This is a genomic window from Pelomonas sp. Root405, assembly GCF_001425165.1.
Lineage (GTDB): Bacteria > Pseudomonadota > Gammaproteobacteria > Burkholderiales > Burkholderiaceae_C > Pelomonas.
Map to the genome: position 1 here is coordinate 21,712 of NZ_LMDU01000012.1, position 19,514 is coordinate 41,225.

The 19,514-nt window shown below is 64.1% G+C and carries 17 protein-coding genes, 5 tRNA genes and 1 pseudogene; 20 read left to right on the forward strand and 3 right to left on the reverse strand.

Annotated elements, in window-relative coordinates; genetic code table 11:
- The first annotated feature begins 11 nt into the window (after positions 1 to 11).
- From ASC81_RS12905 to ASC81_RS12925, 5 genes are all read left to right on the forward strand, one after another.
- Positions 12 to 362 carry a DUF4148 domain-containing protein gene (locus ASC81_RS12905; RefSeq protein ID WP_056267637.1) on the forward strand — a complete coding sequence of 117 codons (351 nt, stop codon included), beginning with the start codon at positions 12 to 14 and terminating at the stop codon, positions 360 to 362.
- A gap of 126 nt (positions 363 to 488) precedes the next feature.
- Complete coding sequence (locus ASC81_RS12910) at positions 489 to 914, forward strand: cupin domain-containing protein (RefSeq protein WP_056267640.1); 426 nt, start codon at positions 489 to 491, stop codon at positions 912 to 914.
- 144 nt (positions 915 to 1,058) lie between these two features.
- Complete coding sequence (locus ASC81_RS12915) at positions 1,059 to 1,886, forward strand: alpha/beta fold hydrolase (protein WP_056267643.1); 828 nt, start codon at positions 1,059 to 1,061, stop codon at positions 1,884 to 1,886.
- A gap of 9 nt (positions 1,887 to 1,895) precedes the next feature.
- Complete coding sequence (locus ASC81_RS12920) at positions 1,896 to 2,909, forward strand: thioredoxin family protein (protein ID WP_082536492.1); 1,014 nt, start codon at positions 1,896 to 1,898, stop codon at positions 2,907 to 2,909.
- A gap of 506 nt (positions 2,910 to 3,415) precedes the next feature.
- Positions 3,416 to 4,498 carry an IS110 family transposase gene (locus ASC81_RS12925; protein WP_056267648.1) on the forward strand — a complete coding sequence of 361 codons (1,083 nt, stop codon included), beginning with the start codon at positions 3,416 to 3,418 and terminating at the stop codon, positions 4,496 to 4,498.
- Positions 4,499 to 4,824: 326 nt separating this feature from the next.
- On the opposite strand, the gene ASC81_RS12930 is transcribed toward ASC81_RS12925, so the two are convergent.
- Entirely contained in the window at positions 4,825 to 5,286 is a 462-nt protein-coding gene (locus ASC81_RS12930; protein ID WP_056267651.1) for a hypothetical protein, read from the reverse strand.
- Between the two features lie 134 nt (positions 5,287 to 5,420).
- Between ASC81_RS12930 and ASC81_RS27040 the strand changes: the two are divergent.
- The 3 genes and pseudogenes from ASC81_RS27040 to ASC81_RS12940 form a co-directional block, all read left to right on the forward strand.
- Positions 5,421 to 5,575: pseudogene (locus ASC81_RS27040) on the forward strand (IS110 family transposase); the annotation flags it as partial.
- Positions 5,576 to 5,701: 126 nt separating this feature from the next.
- Positions 5,702 to 6,442: a hypothetical protein gene (locus tag ASC81_RS12935; protein ID WP_235533649.1), complete on the forward strand. Its 741-nt coding sequence runs from the start codon at positions 5,702 to 5,704 to the stop codon at positions 6,440 to 6,442.
- A gap of 367 nt (positions 6,443 to 6,809) precedes the next feature.
- A complete protein-coding gene (locus ASC81_RS12940) occupies positions 6,810 to 7,403 on the forward strand; it encodes a DedA family protein (protein WP_056267655.1) in 594 nt (197 codons plus the stop codon).
- 206 nt (positions 7,404 to 7,609) lie between these two features.
- Here ASC81_RS12940 and rtcR read toward each other — a convergent pair whose 3' ends face one another.
- Entirely contained in the window at positions 7,610 to 9,214 is a 1,605-nt protein-coding gene (gene rtcR / locus ASC81_RS12945) for an RNA repair transcriptional activator RtcR (protein ID WP_056267657.1), read from the reverse strand.
- Between the two features lie 205 nt (positions 9,215 to 9,419).
- Between rtcR and ASC81_RS12950 the strand changes: the two genes are divergently transcribed.
- From ASC81_RS12950 to rtcA, 4 genes are all read left to right on the forward strand, one after another.
- On the forward strand, positions 9,420 to 10,994 hold the full coding sequence (locus tag ASC81_RS12950; protein ID WP_056267659.1) for an RNA-binding protein: 1,575 nt from the start codon (positions 9,420 to 9,422) through the stop codon (positions 10,992 to 10,994).
- 659 nt (positions 10,995 to 11,653) lie between these two features.
- Positions 11,654 to 12,880, forward strand: a complete 1,227-nt coding sequence (locus ASC81_RS12955; RefSeq protein WP_056267661.1) for an RtcB family protein — start codon at positions 11,654 to 11,656, stop codon at positions 12,878 to 12,880.
- Positions 12,881 to 12,935: 55 nt separating this feature from the next.
- A complete protein-coding gene (locus tag ASC81_RS12960; RefSeq protein WP_056267663.1) occupies positions 12,936 to 13,751 on the forward strand; it encodes a nucleotidyltransferase domain-containing protein in 816 nt (271 codons plus the stop codon).
- A gap of 17 nt (positions 13,752 to 13,768) precedes the next feature.
- Positions 13,769 to 14,806: an RNA 3'-terminal phosphate cyclase gene (gene rtcA / locus ASC81_RS12965; protein ID WP_056267666.1), complete on the forward strand. Its 1,038-nt coding sequence runs from the start codon at positions 13,769 to 13,771 to the stop codon at positions 14,804 to 14,806.
- A gap of 41 nt (positions 14,807 to 14,847) precedes the next feature.
- Here the strand turns inward: rtcA and ASC81_RS12970 are convergent, their stop codons facing one another.
- A complete protein-coding gene (locus ASC81_RS12970) occupies positions 14,848 to 15,210 on the reverse strand; it encodes a hypothetical protein (RefSeq protein WP_235533650.1) in 363 nt (120 codons plus the stop codon).
- Between the two features lie 548 nt (positions 15,211 to 15,758).
- On the opposite strand from ASC81_RS12970, the gene ASC81_RS12975 reads away from it, so the two are divergent.
- From ASC81_RS12975 to ASC81_RS13000, 8 genes are all read left to right on the forward strand, one after another.
- A tRNA-Arg gene (locus tag ASC81_RS12975) sits at positions 15,759 to 15,835 on the forward strand.
- A 7-nt stretch (positions 15,836 to 15,842) separates the two neighbouring features.
- Positions 15,843 to 15,917, forward strand: a tRNA-Glu gene (locus tag ASC81_RS27045).
- A gap of 109 nt (positions 15,918 to 16,026) precedes the next feature.
- Positions 16,027 to 16,103, forward strand: a tRNA-Pro gene (locus tag ASC81_RS12980).
- Positions 16,104 to 16,114: 11 nt separating this feature from the next.
- Positions 16,115 to 16,190 (forward strand) — tRNA-Asp (locus ASC81_RS12985).
- A gap of 31 nt (positions 16,191 to 16,221) precedes the next feature.
- A tRNA-His gene (locus tag ASC81_RS12990) sits at positions 16,222 to 16,294 on the forward strand.
- A gap of 124 nt (positions 16,295 to 16,418) precedes the next feature.
- On the forward strand, positions 16,419 to 16,979 hold the full coding sequence (locus ASC81_RS12995; protein WP_056267672.1) for an HNH endonuclease: 561 nt from the start codon (positions 16,419 to 16,421) through the stop codon (positions 16,977 to 16,979).
- Positions 16,980 to 17,250: 271 nt separating this feature from the next.
- Positions 17,251 to 17,493 (forward strand): hypothetical protein, encoded by a 243-nt coding sequence (locus ASC81_RS26575; protein WP_082536557.1) that lies wholly within the window; start codon positions 17,251 to 17,253, stop codon positions 17,491 to 17,493.
- Complete coding sequence (locus tag ASC81_RS13000) at positions 17,486 to 19,483, forward strand: AAA family ATPase (protein WP_082536493.1); 1,998 nt, start codon at positions 17,486 to 17,488, stop codon at positions 19,481 to 19,483. The genes ASC81_RS26575 and ASC81_RS13000 overlap by 8 nt, the downstream gene beginning before the upstream one ends.
- Positions 19,484 to 19,514 lie beyond the last annotated feature (31 nt).

Genomic DNA, 19,514 nt, shown 5'->3' on the forward strand with positions numbered 1-19,514 from the left:
GGAGTTCCACCATGCAACGATCCATCCTGAGCCGCGCTGTCACTGCACTTGCATTCACCGTCGCTGCGTTCGGCCACTCGGCCGTCCAAGCAGACAACTATCCCGACTCGCACATCGCGATCCAGAGCACTTCCGAGTCGCAGCTGACGCGTGCCGAAGTACTGGCGGATCTGAAGATCTACCAGGAGTCCGGCCTGGCCGCCGCCGAGCGTGTTTTCACCGAAACCGGGCTCGAGACCCCCGCGCTGCGCGGTGCACGCCAGCGCTATGCGCAGCTGCGACAAGGACACCGCTACGCCACGCTGGTCGCCGAAATCGCCCAAAGGACGGGCGAGCCGGTCCGCCAACCGCTCGGCGCCTGATCGTCACAGCCCCTGAAAAGCACGAGCCGAATAGACGGCGTTCAGGGTCGCACGGGTCCTGCCTGTGTGCCGCCTCGCTCCCGCCCTTCGCCTCGTGCCGGCGCAACCCACACCAATCTGCACACCATGAAGCTCAATTTTCTTGTTCTCGCCGGCTGCCTCCTGGCGTCGGTCACGGCCAGCCAGGCCCAGGTCCACGACACCCACGCCTCGGAGGCCCCGCGCTGGCGCGTCGGCCTGACGCGCACCGACCTCGCCCGCCACGATGTGTCGAAGACCGGCTACGAACTCATCCAGTCGCGCGTCGATTTCGAGACCGGCGTCGCTTCCCCTCGCCACTCCCATCCGGGAGAGGAGGTTGCCTTCGTGCTGGAGGGCGAGGTGGAGTACCAGTTGGCCGGCCGGCCACCGGTCACGCTGAAGGCTGGACAAGCGCTCGTCATTCCCGCAGGTATGCCGCACGTCGCTCGCAATGTCGGCCAGGGCAAGGCGTCGGAGTTGGCCACCTACTTCGTCAGGAAGGATGCCCCCCTCGTCAAGATCGATGACTGAACGGGGCCGCTCGTCTCGCGCGGCGCTGCCGCACGCTGGAGATCCGCGCGCGAAGCGCCCCGCTCATTGCTCGCCATCGCAATACGCCGCTCATCAAGTCGCCCCGACCAAAGCGGGCGTCCAAACGCTGACAGGACCCTAAGCTTGAACCACTACTTCACCGCCCGAGACGGCGCGCGCATTTTCTACAAGGACTGGGGCAGCGGACAGCCCGTGGTCTTCAGCCATGGCTGGCCGCTCAATTCGGACAGCTGGGAATCCCAGATGATGTTTCTAGCCAGGCACGACTTCCGCACCATCGCCCATGACCGACGCGGCCACGGCCGCTCCACCCAGACCTGGGACGGCAACGACATGAACGCCTACGCAGACGACCTGGCGAGCCTGCTGGAAGTGCTGGACCTGCGCAACGTGGTGCTGGTCGGGTTCTCCACGGGCGGTGGCGAAGTGGTCAGGTACATCGGGCGCCACGGCACCCGACGCGTCGCCAAGCTGGTGCTGGTGGGCGCCGTGCCGCCGCTGATGCTGCGTACGCCGGAGAACCTGGGCGGTCAGCCGCTCACCGTGTTCGACAGCCTGAGAAAGGCTGAGCTGGACAACCGCTCGCAGCTGTATGCCGACATCGCCGCCGGCCCATTCTTCGGGTTCAACCGGCCGGGTGCGACGCCTTCGCCGGCACTGATCGACCGCTTCGTCGCTCAGGGACTGCAGGCAAGTCACCGCAGCACCTACGAATGCATCGCGGCGTTCTCGGAAACCGATTTTCATGTCGATCTTCAACAGGTCAGCGTACCGACGCTGCTGGTGCATGGTGACGATGATCAGATCGTTCCGCTTCACGCCTCGGCCAAGATGGCTGCCGCCGTGCTGCGCTGCTCAACGCTGAAAGTCTACGAAGGTGCTCCGCATGGGCTGCCTGACACGCACAAGGACCGCTTGAACGCCGACTTGCTTGAATTCGTCTCGTCGTGAGAATCCGTCATGAAACGTCGCAACGCCATTCTGACCCTGTGCTTGATGCCTGCTATGAGCAGTGCCACCCCTTTGCCAGTTCTGCCCCTGCAGCCTCGCCTGGACGGTGGCGGGGAGTGGATCAATTCAAGTCCGCTTACCTTCCCGGCACTGAGGGGCAAGGTGGTGCTCGTGGACTTCTGGACCTACTCATGCATCAACTGCCAGCGAACGCTGCCGTACCTGAGGGCCTGGGCGCAGAAGTACGGTCCGCAAGGGCTGGTGGTGATCGGCGTGCATGCACCCGAGTTCGGGTTCGAGCGCGATGTCCGCAGAGTGCGTGAAGCTGCCATGGCTGGGCGGCTCAACTACCCCATCGTGCTCGACAACGACTTCTCGATCTGGCGCGCGTTCGAGAACCGCGCCTGGCCCGCCTTCTACTTCGTCGACGCCCAGGGCCGCGTGCGTCATCAGCAAATTGGCGAAGGCAACTATGAGGGCGCCGAGCGCGTTATCCGCGAACTGCTGATGGAATCAGGCAGAACGCTCGAGCCGGGCACTGCAGAAGCAGTCCCCGCAGGAGTCGGCCTGCCGTCCGACTCCTCCAACGTGCGCTCACCAGAGACCTATCTGGGCTACGCGCGAGGGGAAGGCAGCCGCGTCCAGCCGGACCGCATCAAGCGCTATCCCGGTGGCGAGCCGCGGCTCAACCAATGGCTCCTCTCGGGAGACTGGACGGTACGTTCTGAGTACGCGGAAATCTCGGGTGACGCCGGCAGCATCACCCTGCGCTTTCACGCGCGTGACTTGCATCTGGTCCTGGCACCCGCTGTGCAGGGAGCGCCACATCCATTTGTCGTCACCGTCGACGGTCAGCCGCCAGGACCTGACGCCGGTCTCGATGTCGACGCAAGCGGGCGAGGAATGGTCACGAGGGAGCGCCTTTACCAACTCGTCCGTCAGCGCAGCTCGATCCGCGAGCGAAGGTTCGACATCCGTTTTGCCGCTTCGGGCGTCCGTGCCTACGCCTTCACCTTCGGGTGATTCCTTTTTGTAGGTGCTGCTGGCGCGTCCGCAAATCGGTCGTCATCAACGTCGCGCGTCTGTGCTGTCATGGCTCCGATGTCGTTGCTCAGCATGAGCTTCAACGAGCTATTGATGACTGCGACGGCCGGCGTGCAGCGACCCTGGACGACTGCAGCACCCCATGCCGTCGGTCGCTGCCGATCCCGAGCTTCGGCATCGGGCACTGACCTGCCCTCCGAGGCGCGGACCGGCAGGCCGTCGGCAGCGTGGTGCCGGAAGCAGATGCCGGCACAGACCTACCAAACTTCCAGAAAGCTGCCGCTCAACGTTGGAGTTGACCGGCGCGGAACGGCATTGCGCCGGGAGACGTACGCCCACCAGCACGCTTCGCAACGCAATGCCGTTGCGTGTCCGTGTCGAACGAATACGAAGGGACTTCCCACCTTCGGGCAAACGGCGTCAAAGCGCCTAGATTGGTGGTGTTCAAGATCATCAATCTGCAGCCATGTGAAAGGGGAAGCCCCATGAACGAGATTACCCGAGTCGGGGTCGATCTGGCCAAGCGCCTGATCCAGGTCCACGCCATCAATGTCGCCGGCCGCGTGGTCGTCGCCAAGGCCCTGCCTGCCGACAGGTTCGCCGCCTGGTGCGTGCAGCTGCCCGCCGGCTGCCTGGTCGCCATGGAGGCCTGCGCCGGCGCCCACCACTGGGCACGCAAGCTCTGCGGCTTCGGCCTGGATGCGCGCCTCATCGCAGGCCACTTCGTCACGCCCTACCGCATGTCCGGCAAGGGCGGCAAGAACGACGCCAATGACGCCGCCGCGATCTGCGAAGCCGCCGGTCGCCCGCACATGCGCTTCGTTCCCGTGAAGACGCCTGCGCAGCAAGCTCTGCTGGCCATCCACCGGCTGCGCGAGGGCTACAAGGAAGACCGCACCGCCTGCATCAACCGCATCCGCGGCCTGCTCACCGAGTTCGGCGTCGTCTTCGCGCAAAGCCCCGACGCGCTGCGCCTGGGGCTGGCCGACGTACTGGAAGACGCCAGCAACGAGTTGCCCGGTATCGCGCGGCTTGCGCTGCAGGAGGCGCGGCTGCAATGGATCGAACTGGAATGCCACATCGCCAGCTGCGATGAGCGCACTACAGCCCACGTGCGCACCGACGAGCAAGCCAAGGCGGCGGCACAACTCAGCGGCATCGGCCCTGTGACCGCCTCGGCTTTGGTCGCCACGGTGGGCGACTTCACGCAGTTCAAGAACGGCGCGCAGTTCGGCGCCTGGCTTGGCTTGGTGCCTCGGCAGAACTCTAGCGGCGGCAAGACGCAGCTTGGGCGCATCACCAAACGCGGCGACGACTATCTGCGCACGCTGCTCATCCAAGGCGCGAAGTCGGCCGTGATGACAGCGCACAAACGCAAGGACGCCATCTCGCAGTGGCTGGTGCAGCTGCTGGCCCGCGTGGGCTGGCAGAAGGCGGTCGTGGCGTTGGCCAACAAAAACGCGCGCATCGTGTGGGCGCTGCTGGCCAAGGGGCGACAGTTTGATCCGAACTACGTGTCGGTCAAACCAGGCGTTGTGCCACCAATAGCGGCCTCGACTGCGGGCTGAGACCGAATCAACAACCAACAAGTTGTACTTCAAGAAGACGTGCGTTCGAAGATGCATCACACAGGTCAGACCGGCAGCAGGCAAGCTCGACTAACTGGTTGCTGCGCCATGCATGGCGACAGCGGCGAACGAATGGAGCCCTGCTGAGCGGTTGGTATCTGGGCCCGCACCCATCACGAGTGCAACAAGACCGCCTGTAGATGTGCAGTCTGTTCTCTGTGGTGCTGCATCAAACCCGAACCAGGTCTGGAGGAAACAGCAAAGGCGACTATCGAATACCGCCCACTTCAATCCGGTTGATTAACTCGGAAGTCCCTGTACACCTGTTAGGCGCGGGAGTCAAAGGCGTCAATGAGGCCATACAGCTCATTTAACTCACCGTGTCTACTTGGATCACCTTCGACCACGTCGACCTCGTGGCGCACGCGGTGGTACTCAGCCTCGGAGCGAATCTTCGCTCGTGCGAGAACCCTCTTCAACCTCTCAGATTCCAGAGCAAGAAACTCTGGGTAGTTATGTGCGAGCGCGTCATAGAAGGCTCTCGCAACGGCAGATCGCCATTCGGGTGCAATCGCCTGAATCAGCTCGGGCGTCTCCCTGAGTCCTTGCTCCAACCCGGCGCTCGCCTGCGATGTTGTGCTCTTAGGGTCGAGAGAGCGGGCTCCCGCCACAAACTCGCGCGCACCCGACGAAACTCGATGAAGGGTCTGAGCGTGCCTGTCTGGAATTTCGGCAATCGCGACGCCGAAGCGCTCATAGGCGGCGAGGATCCTCTCGGTCTTTGTCATGGCGCGATGGTTTGCACGGCCCAACGAATGAAAGGGACTTCCACGTCCCGAACCAGCCGCGTTGCGGCAGACGGCAACCAAGCGCCACGATGGGAAGCGCGTTCTCTCATCAACTCTTTCGGAAGGGGATGTCCATGACGATTTTGACTGTAGGTATTGACCTCGCCAAGAACGTTCTTGCGGTCCGTGGCGTGAACAAGGCCGGCAAGGCGGAGCTGTTCGGACCCGACGTGCCCGCGACAAGCTTCACGAGTTCATCGCCGCGCTGCCACCCTGTGTGATCGGCATGTAAGCCTGCTCGGCTGATCTCTCAGTCCTAGGCCGCCAAGCGTAGAAGCCGACGAAACGTCGTTTCGGTGGGATGACCTGCAGAACGCTTGTGATTCGATTCACTAGGCTGTAGTCCCCTTTTTGCATGGAGATCGTTTTGAGCCGAACACGAAGCTTTTTTGCTGGCATGACTGCCTGCGCCACGCTCATCGCCGCCGTCACGCTTTTGACGGGTGCCAAGGCGCCGCCGAGCAAGTTCGAAGAGATCGATGTTGGTCGCATCAACATCCGCGAGCCCGATGGACAGTTGCGCATGGTCATTTCCAACCGCGAGCGGTTCCCTGGCACACCGTGGAAGGGGGCAGAGCAGCCAAGACCAGACCGACGCACCATGGCGGGCATGCTTTTCGTCAACGATGAAGGCACCGAGAACGGCGGGCTGATCCAGAAGGGTTCCATTGGTGCGGACGGCAAGGTGAATGCCGGGCTCAGCCTGACATTCGACCGCTTCCGGACGGACCAGGTGCTCCAACTGCTTCATGCTGAACAGGATGGACGTGTCCGCACCGAGTTCGCAATCAACGACGAAGCGGACCCGCTCAAGCTGGACCTGACACAACGCAAGGAGTTGATGCGCGAGTTCTCGACATTGCCGACCGAGGAGCGCCGTGCCGAGATGACAAAGCTTCGGGCAGAGGGCTTGCTGCCGCAGAACCGAGTGCGTATAGGGACCACCGCCGACCGCGCATCAGCTTTGCAGTTGAGCGATGCACTGGGGCGGCCGCGGCTTTTGCTGCTAGTCACTGCGGATGGCAAGCCGAGCATTCAGATGCTCAATGACAAGGGCCAGGTCGCGCGAACCATCTCGCTTGATACGGCGCTCTAAGCTGCCAACGGGCAGGCCAACGGGCAGGCCGGCGGGTAGCGGCATCTAGCCAATTTCTTTAGCGGGTTCAATTCGGGTTTGGGCACTTTGCTGACTCTCAGGCGCCGATTGCCTGCGACAGCACCCAGCCTGAAGCGGGACGACGTCGGTCGACCAGCTGGCCGCGACCCTCGCTAGGTGGATGCCGTGCCGGCCGGCGATCTGCCGCTGGTGCCGTAGATCGGCACTACGCAGCGCGACCTGGGCCACCTCTGAGCGGGGCCTGGCGATGCTAAACGACCGGTCGAGCGCATGCTATCGTGGCCGTCATGATCCGCAGCGCAGACACCGTTTCCATCAGCGGATGCATGCCTGAAGGCAGCGGTGCATGGCCGATTGGGTGATCCGCTTCATCGAGGAGTACGGCTACCTGGGCGTCTCCCTGTTGATGGTGGCGGAGAACATCTTCCCGCCACTGCCGTCGGAGCTCATCATGCCTTTCGCCGCTTTCCAGGCGGCGCGGGGCGAGCTGCACTGGGTGCTCGTCGTCTTCGCCGGCGCCGCCGGTTCCCTGGTGGGCGCGCTGCCCTGGTACTACGTGGGGCGACGCGTCGGACTGGAGCGGGTGCTGAGGTTCTCTGACCGGTATGGCCGGTGGCTCACGCTAAAGCGCGAGGACATCGAGCGTGCAGAGGAATGGTTCGTCAACAAGGGTACGGCCGCACTCGTCTTCGGCCGGCTGGTGCCCGCGCTGCGAACCGTGATCTCGTTGCCGGCAGGCATCTCGCGCCTGCCGTTCTGGCGCTTCTGCCTGTGGACGGCGGTCGGCTCCGTGCTCTGGTGCTCCGCGCTGACCGCGGCCGGCTTCGTGCTGGAAAGCCAGTACGAGCGCATCGGGAAGGTCATGGGCCCCGTGAGCACCGGCATCGTGGTGGTGTTGGTGGTCTGGTACGCGTGGCGGGTGATCCGGTTCCGCCACTAGACGCCCAACGGCGCAAGGTGGGGCTGTCTAAGTTTGTGCCGATGCGCCTGACATTGTTTAGGTTTATCCGACACCTGCCCTCAGGGCGGTGTGCCGCCCCAGACCCGTCCAGCGCGACGGGCAGGTGTCTGACAAAACTAAACAGAAGCGGCCATAGTCAAGCGAGAGTCCTTGCTTGGCTCGGCCGCGTCGCTGCGGCGCCGCCTTCACTCGCGACTCCTGACCTCTTCCCAGCTCAACCCGAATTTCAGAAGGTACTTGCGGAGCCGGTCCGCATCATTGATGACGGTGCGCTGTAGGCGAGATCGATCGAACAGCCGTCGGCCGGCATCTGAAAGCGTTGCTTCGCCGCGGCACATGCGAACTACCGCCTCCAGTTGAAGCCGGTCGAACAGGTCGAGATCCTTGGCAACTTGGTCCGATAGCAGATCGTCGAGTCTGTCTTCGGAAGGCTCAGCATCCCCTGCCGGTTGCCAGAGCCATTGAAGCCGCTGTATTTCTGCTCCGACCAAGTCGACTGATATCCGCCCGCCATCCGCGAGCGTCGCCATCCGTGTCACGCTGGCCATCAGGTCACGGAAATTGCCGCTCCAGAGCGCCTCCTTCGACCGAGCGAACTCCAGGTATTTCGCCTTGGCCTCGGCGTTGAAGCGAACGGCCCGTCCCGACTCCGCGGCCACGCGCACCAGCAGGTGCTCCACATTCGGCTCGATGTCTTCTGGCCGCTGCGCCAGGCCGGGAAGGGTGTACGACCAGAGGTTGATACGCGCGAACAAGTCTTCCCGAAACCGTCCCCGCGCCACGTCGATGCGCAAGTCCCGGTTGGTGCCGGCGATCAACTGGAAGTCGCTGCTGACCTCTCGGTCGCTACCCATCGGCAGGAAGCGCTTCTCCTCGACCGCCTTGAGCAGCATGGCCTGCTCATCAAGCCCGAGCTCGCCGATCTCGTCGAGGAACAGCACCCCCTGATGTGCCGTCCGCAGCAGGCCAGCCCGGTCCACCGCAGCGCCCGTGAACGCTCCCTTCTTGTGGCCGAACAGCGTCGACGCGGCACCGTCGCCGCGCAGCGTGGCGCAGTTCACCTCGACGAAGTCGCCCTGCACCTGGTGCCGCGACTTCTTGAGTTCGAACATCCGCCGTGCGAGATGGGACTTGCCGGCGCCCGTGGGCCCCGTCAGCAGGACCGGCGCCCGTGAGCGAACTGCGACGCGCTCGATCTCCTCGATGAGGGCGTTGAAACGCTTGTTGCGGGTCGCGATGCCGCTCTTCAGGAACTCCAGCGCCTCGGCATGAGCTTGGTCGAAGCGCCGCGCCAGTACGTCATAGCGTGAAAGGTCCAGGTCGATCAGGGTGTAGCTGCCCGGGTCACCTCGCTGCTGCTTCTTGGGCGGCGCTGTCTGCAGCAGCACCCCGGGGATGAAGCGCGACTCCACCATCAGGAACATGCAGATCTGAGCCACGTGCGTGCCCGTGGTGATATGCGCCCAGTACTGCTCATGGATTGGATCGAAGCGATAGCTGCGCGCCCAGTCGTACAGGGCGGCATACATCTCACCGAAGTCCCAAGGATCTGCGACGTCCATGGGGACGAGGTTGACGACGGTGTCCGGCGATACGTTGACGATGTCGCTCGCAAGGATCTGGGCAAGCGCCTGGTGCCGCGTCGGATAAAGGAGTTCCAGGCGGTCGATCAGCGTGTCTTCGTGCTGTACCAACGAGACCGTCGGACGCCATTTCTCCCAGCGGCCAGCGCCTTGGCCGGAGTCCAGTTGGGTACCCATGAACCCGACGACTACTTTCTTCTTGGTCATATCTATGGAGCTATCAGACTAGCGGAGATTCTAGTTTTTGCAAGATGATCGGCAAGCCCTCGTTTCCAGCTTTGCTCCATATTCGAAACTTTTCTCAATCGGATCAATGGCTTGGGCAGTGAATCGGCGGCGACTCAGAAAGCTGGCACACCGGTTGCAACAAGAACAGCACGAACAACAAGTTGAATGCGACGAGGAGAACCTCATGGTCAACACGCAGCTCTTCCATACGATCAAAGGCGCCCTGCTGCCCGCTGCCACGGCGCGCAATGCTCACCAAGCTCCGGCCTACGCCTTCGGTCCCCGTCAGCAGCTGGCGCAACTGGCAGCCACCGGTTGCCTGAGCCAGACCTTCTACGCCAACGCCGAGAACCAGCTCGACCGAGTGCTGGCATTGGCCCAGAAGCTCGAGCCCGCCTTCGTCGCCAAGACCGCGATCTACAGCCGCCAATCCGGCCACATGAAGGACATGCCGGCTCTGCTGGCGGCCAGTTTGGCCGTGAGCGACGTCGCGCTGCTGAGCCAGGTGTTCTCTCGCGTTGTCGACAACGGCAAGATGCTGCGCAACTTCGTGCAGATCCTGCGCAGCGGCGCTGTGGGTCGCAAGTCGCTGGGTTCCCGCCCGAAGAAGCTGGTTCAGCACTGGCTGCTGACGGCCACCGAGAAGCAACTGTTGAACGCCGCGGTGGGCAACACGCCGTCGCTGGCCGACGTGGTCAAGATGGTTCATCCCAAGCCCGCTGAGGCGTGGCGTGCGGCGTGGTTTGCATGGCTGATCGGCAAGCCGGTTGATGAAGCGACTTTGCCGCCCATCACCCTAGCGTTCGAGCGCTTCAAGCGTGACGTCGCCCAGGACGTGGCCGCCGAAGTGCCGGACGTTCCGTTCCAGATGCTGACTGCGCTGGAATTGACGTCGGCGCAATGGGCGCAGATCGCCCGCTCGGGCTCGTGGCAGATGGTGCGTCAGAACCTGAACACCTTCGCCCGGCATGGCGTGTTCAACATCTCCGGTATGGCCGAGGCGGTGGCCGCCAAGCTGAGCGATGCGCAAGCCGTGGCCAAGGCGCGGGTGATGCCGTACCAGCTGATGTCCGCCTTCATGGCGGCCGGCGAGGCGGTGCCGGCCCAAGTTCGCGATGCGTTGCAGGATGCGATGGAACTGGCTCTGGTCAACGTGCCCAGCCTGGCGGGTCGTGTCGTGGTGTGCCCTGACGTGTCGGGCTCGATGAGCTCGTCCGTGACCGGCTATCGCGGCTCGGCGACCTCTAGCGTGCGTTGCATCGACGTGGCTGCCCTGGTGGCTGCTGCGGTGCTGCGCAAGAACCCGCAGGCCCGTGTGCTGCCGTTCGAGCAGGATGTCGTGAAGTTGCAGCTGAACGCTCGTGATTCGGTCATGACCAACGCCCAGGCGCTGGCCAAGATCGGTGGCGGCGGTACCAACTGCAGCGCGCCGCTGGCTCTGCTGAACCGCCAAGGTGCGGAGGTGGATCTGGTGATCCTGGTCTCAGACAACGAGTCCTGGGTCGACGCCAACCGGCGCGGCGCGACGCAGACCATGCGCGAGTGGGAAGTGCTGAAGCAGCGCAATCCGAAAGCGCGCCTGGTGTGCATCGACATCCAGCCGACGGCGACCACGCAGGCGGCGGAGCGGCACGACATCTTGAATGTCGGCGGCTTCTCGGACGCGGTGTTCACCATGGTGGCGAACTTCGCCGCCGGAAACATGGACGCCGAGCACTGGGTCGGTGAGATCGAAAAGGTGTCGTTGGCCGCCCAGTAGGGCCACGACACCGCCAATTGGAAGGTGTCTCAGGCGAATGCCTGCAGGAGTACAGCGCAACTTGGCCGCGCGGGCCCGCAAGCCCGCAACGGAGAACTCGTAGGCCGCTCTTGCAACTCTTGTCGCCTGGGGCACCAATCTCACAACAGAACACGCGTCGTCGCGTGGCGAATGCAGGTGGGACTACATCCAAAACGTGTCTCACCGACTGTTTGTCGCCACGCGGGGGCCACCAGGTTTTGCGCGAATGCTGGCAGGACTACATCTGGAGCGCCGGGGGTTCGAATCCTCAACCGGGAAACCGGCATGGCAGTGTCTTGCCCCTCTTGTCGCGCCTTTTTGAGATGCCCTGCTGCGAATGCAGGTGGAACTACAGACTCTTAATCTCGTGGTCGCGGGTTCGAATCCCGCCGGTCCCAAATCAGGGGGACCGTAGCTCAGTTGGTAGAGCACGACGTTTCACCAATCCTTGTCGCGGCAAGGCATCACCCGTTCGGTGGTGAATGCGGATGGAATTACAGGTAGACGCACGCGGCGCAAGCTGCGTGCCTTGGGAGCGATCCTGAGGCGCCCGGGTTCAAGTCCCGGTCCAGCAATGGATGGCGGAGTGAAGATTTCATCGCCTCTGGTCACCGCACCTTTTTGATGGGAAGAACAACATGAACGATCAGAACTACAACGTCGAACAAGTCGCCGGCGGCGTGCCGGTGAAGATGTGGACCAAGGGCGTCCCCGTCGAGGACGCGGCTCGCGAGCAGCTCGCCAACGCCGCTCGTCTGCCGATCGTCTTCAAGCACATCGCGGCCATGCCGGACGTGCACCTGGGCATCGGCGCGACCGTCGGCTCGGTGATCCCGACGCTGAAAGCCATCATCCCGGCAGCCGTCGGCGTGGACATCGGCTGCGGCATGATGGCCGCGAAGACCACGCTGCGCGCCGAAGACTTGCCGGACAATCTGGGCCCGCTGCGCTCGGCCATCGAGAAGGCCGTGCCGCACGGTTCGGCGCCGAAGCACCGTGGCCGTGACCCCGGCAGCTGGGAGAACCCGCCCGAGACGGTGGACCAGATCTGGGCCACGCTGGTCGACGAGTTCAACGCGCTGTGCGAGCTGCACCCGCGCCTGAAGAACACGAACAACCGCAAGCACCTGGGTACGCTGGGCACGGGCAACCACTTCATCGAGGTCTGCCTCGACGAGGCTGGCTTCGTCTGGTTCATGCTGCACTCGGGCTCGCGCGGCGTGGGCAACGCCATCGGCACGCACTTCATCGAGCTGGCCAAGAAGGACGCGGAGCGCAACATGCGCAACCTGCCGGACAAGGACCTGGCCTACTTCGAGGAGGGCGCTCAGTACTTCGGCGACTACGTGCGCGGCGTGTCCTGGGCCCAGAAGTTCGCGATGAAGAACCGCGAAGTGATGATGACCAACCTGATCGCCACCGTGCGCTCGGTCATCGCCAAGCCCTTCGAGGCTCATGTCGAGGCGGTGAACTGCCATCACAACTATGTGCAGCAGGAGCGCCACTTCGGCCAGGACGTGTTCGTGACCCGCAAGGGCGCGGTGAGCGCCAAGCGCGGCGAGATGGGCATCATCCCGGGCAGCATGGGTGCGCGCAGCTACATCGTTCGTGGCCTGGGCAACCCCGAAAGCTTCGAGAGCTGCAGCCACGGTGCGGGTCGCGTGATGAGCCGTACCAAGGCCAAGAAGATGTTCACGGTTGAGGACCAGGTCAAGGCGACGGAAGGCGTCGAGTGCCGCAAGGACGCGGACGTCATCGACGAGATCCCGATGGCCTACAAGGACATCGACGCCGTCATGGCCGCGCAGAGCGACCTCGTGGAAGTGGTGCACACCTTGAAGCAGGTGGTGTGCGTGAAGGGATGAACGGGTGAGAGCTTCATGCTCTCACCCTCATCAAAGTGAGATGGTGAGGAAGAGCATGAACAACGAAACCGTACTGAGCGCGCATCCCGTCTCCGACGAGATGCGCGCCACCGTCATCGAAAACCTCGCCGCGCTGGAGCGGCAGCATCAGGTGAAGGTGTTGTTCGCGTGCGAGTCAGGCAGCCGTGGCTGGGGTTTCGCGTCGCCGGATAGCGACTACGACGTCAGGTTCGTCTACATCAACCGGCTGCCCTGGTACCTGACCGTGGAGCCGGGCCGCGACGTCATCGAGCAGCCCATCAGCGGCGAGCTGGACATCAATGGCTGGGACCTTCGCAAGACGCTGCAGCTGCTGCGGGAATCCAACCCGACGCTGCTGGAGTGGCTGCGCTCGCCCATCGTCTATCAGCAGGAAGCGGACTGGGTCGCTCGGCTGCGCACGCTGGCCGAGGAAGGCTTCTCGCCGGTGCGGGGCTATCACCACTACGTGTCGATGGCCAGGAAGAACCTGCGCGAGCACCTCTATGGCGAGGCCGTCCGCTACAAGAAGTACCTCTATGTGCTGAGGCCCTTGCTAGCGGCCCGCTGGATACGCGAGGGGCGCGGTGTGCCGCCCATGCGCTTTGCAGAGCTGGCGAGCCAAATCCTGACCGACAGCGCGGTGCTGACTGAAGTCAACGCGCTGCTGGAAGTGAAGATGCGCGCGGGTGAGTCTGCGACGAGCCCCCGCTGGGTGGGCATCCACGACTTCATCGAAGCGGAGCTGGCCGAAGCCATGGACCACACACCCGACAAGGGCCCGAAGGCGGACGAGCGGCAGTTGGACCAGTACCTGCACGACGCCGCGCTGCGCTTCGACAGCCGAACCTAGAACAAGAAGAGAACGACATGATTGAAATTGATGGCTCTGTCGGTGAGGGCGGAGGACAAATCCTGCGGACTTCGCTGGCCCTGTCCATGTGCACAGGCCAGCCCTTCGCGCTGAGCAAGATTCGCGCGGGCCGCGCCAAGCCCGGCTTGATGCGGCAGCACCTGACGTGCGTCAACGCGGCGGCGGAGATCTCTGGCGCCGAGGTAGAGGGCGCCGAGCTGAATTCGCAGTCCCTGACGTTCACGCCAGGCCGGGTCCTCGCGGGCGACTACACCTTCAATGTCGGTACTGCGGGCAGCTGCACGCTCGTGCTGCAGACCGTCTGGCCGGCACTGATGCTCGCCGATGCAAACAGCCAGCTGAAGCTCAGCGGGGGGACACACAACCCCATGGCGCCGCCGTTCCACTTCCTGGAGCGCAGCTATGCGCCGCTGCTGCGCAAGCTCGGCGCGGAGGTCGAACTCGAACTGCGTCGCTTGGGCTTCTACCCGGCCGGCGGAGGCGAGATCGAAGTCAAGGTCTGGCCCGCGGGCGACCGACTGCAGCCTTTCGATCTGATCGAGAGGGGTGCCAAGCTTGAGGGGTACGCCGAATGCTTTGCGCCGGCGCTGCCGCGCTCGGTGGCCCGGCGCGAGCTGCAGCAACTGGGTGCGGACCTCGGCTGGAGTGACGAGCAGCTGCGCGAGGCAGCCAGCCGCCAGAACGAAGGCCCTGGCAATGCGCTTCTGGCGACGCTGGTGTACGAAAACGTCTGCGAGGTCGTCACCGGGTTTGGCGAGAAGGGTGTCAGCGCCGAGCAGGTCGCGCGCGACGTCGTGCGCGAGGTGCGGTCGTACCAAGTCAGTGACGGTGCGCTCGGGCCTCACCTGGCCGACCAGTGGACACTGCCGCTGGCGCTTGCCGTGTGGCGGCGCGGGGGAGCGGCGTCATATACCTGCACGGAGCTGACGCCTCACGCGCTGACCAACTTCGAGACCATCGAGCTGTTCCTGCCGGTGAGGTTCTCGACGTCTGGATCAGGAAGCCACTGGTGCGTCAGCGTCGAGGCTCGCTGAGAGCAGGAGGCGGGCCGGTTGCGAACCACCCGCCGCACTGTTCAGCCAAAACTCTTGAGCAGCTGCTTCAGTCGCTTGCGGCCATCGCTGTTCGTCTGTCGGAAGGTGCTCAAAGCGAGTGACAGGAACTGCTGCTCGCCCGGCGTCAGCCCCGCCGGCTCCCGCTCGTCGTCGAGCCAGCCAGCCTCCTTGCCGCAATGCCGCTCAATCTGCCTGGCCAGCTTGTCGCCGATTGGCCTGGCGCCGCTCTTGGCCATCGACCAGGTCGCGCCGCTGACCTCGATCTTCAGGGCCCAGGCGGACTCCAGCCCCTTGGGCGGATCGCCCGCGGCGATGCGCTCTTCCGCAAACATTTGGAAGAGTGCAATCGCATTGAGTCGTCGAAAGGTCGAGAGGCTGGCCACGGCGGGTGTTGTTAAAAACCTTCACATTCATTCTAGGTGTCGAATCGCGTTGACGCGCCCGTGAACACTCTTCACAATCCATGCATTCGTTGATTCACCCACACCAGACGGTTCAATCATGCTTCGCACAGCCCGCACCTCCATCGCCAAGCGCCCCCACCCGGGCGAGATGGCCTTGTACGGCGCTGCGCATCGCGATGAGGGCGCACGCCACGACCGATTCGGTGATTCAACGCAACCGGGGAAAGCTCCAGCCCACTGAAGCTTTCAGACTCAAGGGATCTCGTGATCCCATGAAGCCCGGTCTCCTGCAGGAACCGGGCTTTTTGCTTTGCTCCTGCTGTTCAGTCCGATTCATCAGCCGCGCAGGCCTTACCTGCAGGACGACGTGAATCCCGATGGACCCATCTCGGGTGTGCCCGTGCACAAGCACCGGCTGGCCCGGTGTGCATGTGTGCCGAGCACGTTCTGCAGACGGAGCCGGCATGCAGCGGTGAAGGCAAGCCACCCTTGCCCTGGTCGCGTGCGGACACAGCCGAGATGGCATCGCCTCGTTAGCTCAGTGGAGAAGAGCGCCGGCCTACGAAGCCGGAGGCCGGAGGTTCGACTCCTTCACGAGGCGCCAGTTTTATGTCCCGTTGGACTTCGGGTGAGGTCCTCGGCCCTTCAAGCCGAAGAGGCGGGTTCGACTCCCGCACGGGATGCCAGACCAGAAGCCTGTCGTCGAGCTCACGCTTCGACAGGCGCAAACCGGCCGCAACGATTGGGCGGCGTCGGAACCCGTCACCGACAACCTTTCGGAGCATCGAGAAGAAGCCGTGCGTGGTGCAACCAGCGAGCGCAACTGCTTTGGGAGCAGAGAGTTGCAGGTTCAAGTCCTGCCGCACGGACCAGTTGAGAGTACGTCGCCATAGCTCAGTTGGAAGAGCGCCGGTCTGTCGAACCGGAGGTCGCGGGATCGAGACCCGCTGGCGACGCCATAGGCAAGAAAAGCGCAGCGTGCGTTTGGGTGTGGCCGTCGCCTAGCGGTCGAAGGCTCAAGGTTGTGATCCTTGCATCGCCGGTTCGAATCCGGCCGGCCACCCCCAAGCGCATGCCACCCCACTGGGTGCGTCGCATAAACAGTGGATTGAAAAGCGCGTGCCTCGCGGCATGCCGGATCAAGCCAGGGAACTCCATCGTGCCCAGTCGAAGAAAGGGAGGACGCCATGCACGACGTATTGCAGTTGGACATCACCGGCCTGCCCCAGGCCTGGATCTCGATCGAGCAGGCGGCCGGCCATGTGGCCACCCGCTCTATCGCCTGGTCTCTGGGCGACACGCCGGTGGCCGTACTGCGCGGCGGCATGAACGTGCGCACCGGCCAGCAGTCGATGCTGGAGGTGCCGGCCATCATGGCCCTGCGGGGCAGCTCGCGCCTGAACCTTTTCGACGTGACGCCATGCTTCAGCAAAGCCAAGGTGATCCGGCGTGACCGACTGACCTGCGCCTACTGCGGCTGCCAGCAGGAGCTGCGTGACCTCACGGTCGACCACATCCTGCCGGCCTCTCGAGGCGGAGCGCTGAGCTGGATGAACACGGTCGCGGCCTGCCGCGCCTGCAACGCATTGAAAGCCGACCGCACGCCGGAAGAGTCGCGCACGCCGCTGCTGTTCGCGCCCTACGTGCCCAGCCGCTTCGAGGACTTCCTGCTCAAGGGCAGGCGCATCCGGGCGGACGTGCATGAATGGCTGGCCGCACGGCTACCGAAGGAGTCGCGTCTGAGCTGACCGAAACGTCGGCTCAGGCCGAGACCTGTTTCTCAGACAGCGACGCGCGGTTGCGTGCGTCGCTCCACATCATCGACACCTGCGGAAGGCGCCCACGACAGCGCACGCGAGACGGAGATCACGCATATGTCCTACCAGTCCATCTCGACGATCGACTGAACACGGTTCCGAGCCCCGGCCGAACCGTGTCCGTTCACAGATACGGCTTCGGCTCGCGCAGCGTTCATCGCCCGTGGCCATGGAGCCGGGGCATCGCTTTTCGGAAACCGCAATGAGTGCACAACTCCGTTCCCGCGCCCTCCAGGAGGGGCGCGTCAAGGCCCTGCGCCGCATGAAACAGCCGATGACGCTGGTGCTCGAAACCAGTCTTGGTGCCCGCGATCCTGTCGCTCGCGCCCTCGCTCAACGTGGCCTGCGTGGCGCAGGCCAGCACATCCAAAGCCGCGGTGCCCAGCGCCGTGCCGACCGCATCGCGCTCCAGGCGCTGGCGCGAAGAAAGGATTGGGATGATTGAATCCCAGAATGAACTGCGCGCGCAGCTGGCGCAGAGGAACCAGCAGCTGCAAGAGATCGCCGCCCAGCTTAAGACCGAGTTGTTCGGCATCGATGCCATCATCGATCGCGTCATTGACTCGGTGCGCGCCTGGTACGTGCTGCCTGGGCTCGTCTCCCGGCCCGTCATCGTCTGCCTGTGGGGCCTGACCGGTACGGGCAAGACCCAACTGGTGCGCCGCCTGGCGCAACTGCTGGGGTTCTATGACCGCTTCGTCGAGGTGCAGATGGACGGCTTCTCCAATGGGGCCGGCTGGCGCGGTGCGCAGAGCATCTCGGGCATGCTGGCGCAATCCGGCGTGCGCGAGGGCGAGCCGGGCATCCTGGCGCTCGACGAGTTCCAGCGCTTTCGGACCATCGACGGCAAGCGCAACGAGATGCGCGTCGAGCGTTACCAGGACGTCTGGGCACTCCTGTCCGACGGCCGCCTGCCGCCCGCGCTCTCACTGCTGGGCGACATCGAGTCGTCCATCGCCGAGGCGGCGTTCGACGCCGAGCGCGTCGATGCGGATGAAGCCAAGCACCGCTTCAAGCTGCGCAGCTGGGAGGCGCAGGAACTGCAGCGCAACCTCAAGCTCGACGAGCCGCTGCTGGAAATCATGGCCTGGACGCCCGAGCAGATCCAGCAGCGCCTGCATGCCTTCCGCGAAAGCGGCCAGCAGCAGTGGGATACCGACTACAGCCGCCTGCTCGTCTTCGTGTGCGGCAACCTCGACGAGATGTATGAAGACCTCGCCACCAGCGTGGACGACTGCGACAGCGATGCCGACACTTTCCACACCGTCACCGGCAAGCTGAGTGTCATTGACGTCAAGCAGGCGCTCAACAAGCGCTTCAAGCCCGAGCAGGTGGCGCGGCTGGGCAACGAACACGTGGTGTATCCATCGCTGTCGCGGCATGCCTACGAGCAATTGATCGAGCAGGGTTGCACCCGCTACGCCCGCGAGACGGGGGAGCGTTGCGGCCTGCATTTCGAGTTGGCCACCAGCGTGGGCGAGCAGATCTACGCCAACGCCGTTTTCCCGGCCCAAGGCACGCGGCCGCTCTTTTCGTCACTGCACGCCGTCCTTGGGTCCGGCCTGGCCAAGGCGGCGCTATGGGCCTTCGAACAGGGCGCCACGACAGGCGACAGGGTTGGCCTGACGGCCGACGGCCGCAGTCTCATCGCGCACTGGCACGGTCAAACGCATGCTATCGCTGCGCCGTTCGAGATCAACCGTCTGCGCCAGCGCAGCAACGCCGACTTCCGTGCCCTGCTCGCCGTGCACGAGGCCGGTCACGGCCTGGTCCACGCCCTGCTGTTCGGCCGTGCCCCGAGCGAGATCAAGATCCACGTCGCGAGTTTCGAGGGCGGCTACAACGCCTACACCTCGAGAAAGGTCTGGTCGCGTCGCAACCTGCTGGATTCCATCTGCACCAGCCTCGCCGGGCGCGCCGCCGAGTTGTTCGTTTTCGGGCCGGAACTCAGTTCCAGCGGCGCCGAGAGCGACCTTCGCAAAGCGACCGAAACCGCCGCGCGCATGCTGCGCCATTTGGGTCACGGCACGCGCGTCGGTCGCAGCGACGTGTCCCGAGACAGTGACGACAACCTGTGCACCGACGTTGAAGCCACCAACGCGCCGATCGAGACATTGCTGCAGGCTGAGCATGAGCGAGCGACGAGGCTGATGGAGGAGCACCGCGACGCGCTGCTGGCGCTGGTGGACGAGCTGATCGATCACGGCCAGGTCACGCCGGCACGGTTTGCAACCGTGGTCGAGCTGCCGTTGGAGATGCCCGAGGATGCACTGGATCCCTATGCCAACCGGCTGGCATCGTTCCGACAGGCGGGTGTCAAAGCGAGAGAGCGGACGCGGGCGCAGAGCGGTGACGCGCTGGGGGGATCGATGCCGGCCGACAACGCTGGCTTTTGCGTGGCGGACATCGCGATGGCCGACATGACGTTGAGCTGACCCAGGCTGCCCGCGCTGGGCGACACGCAAA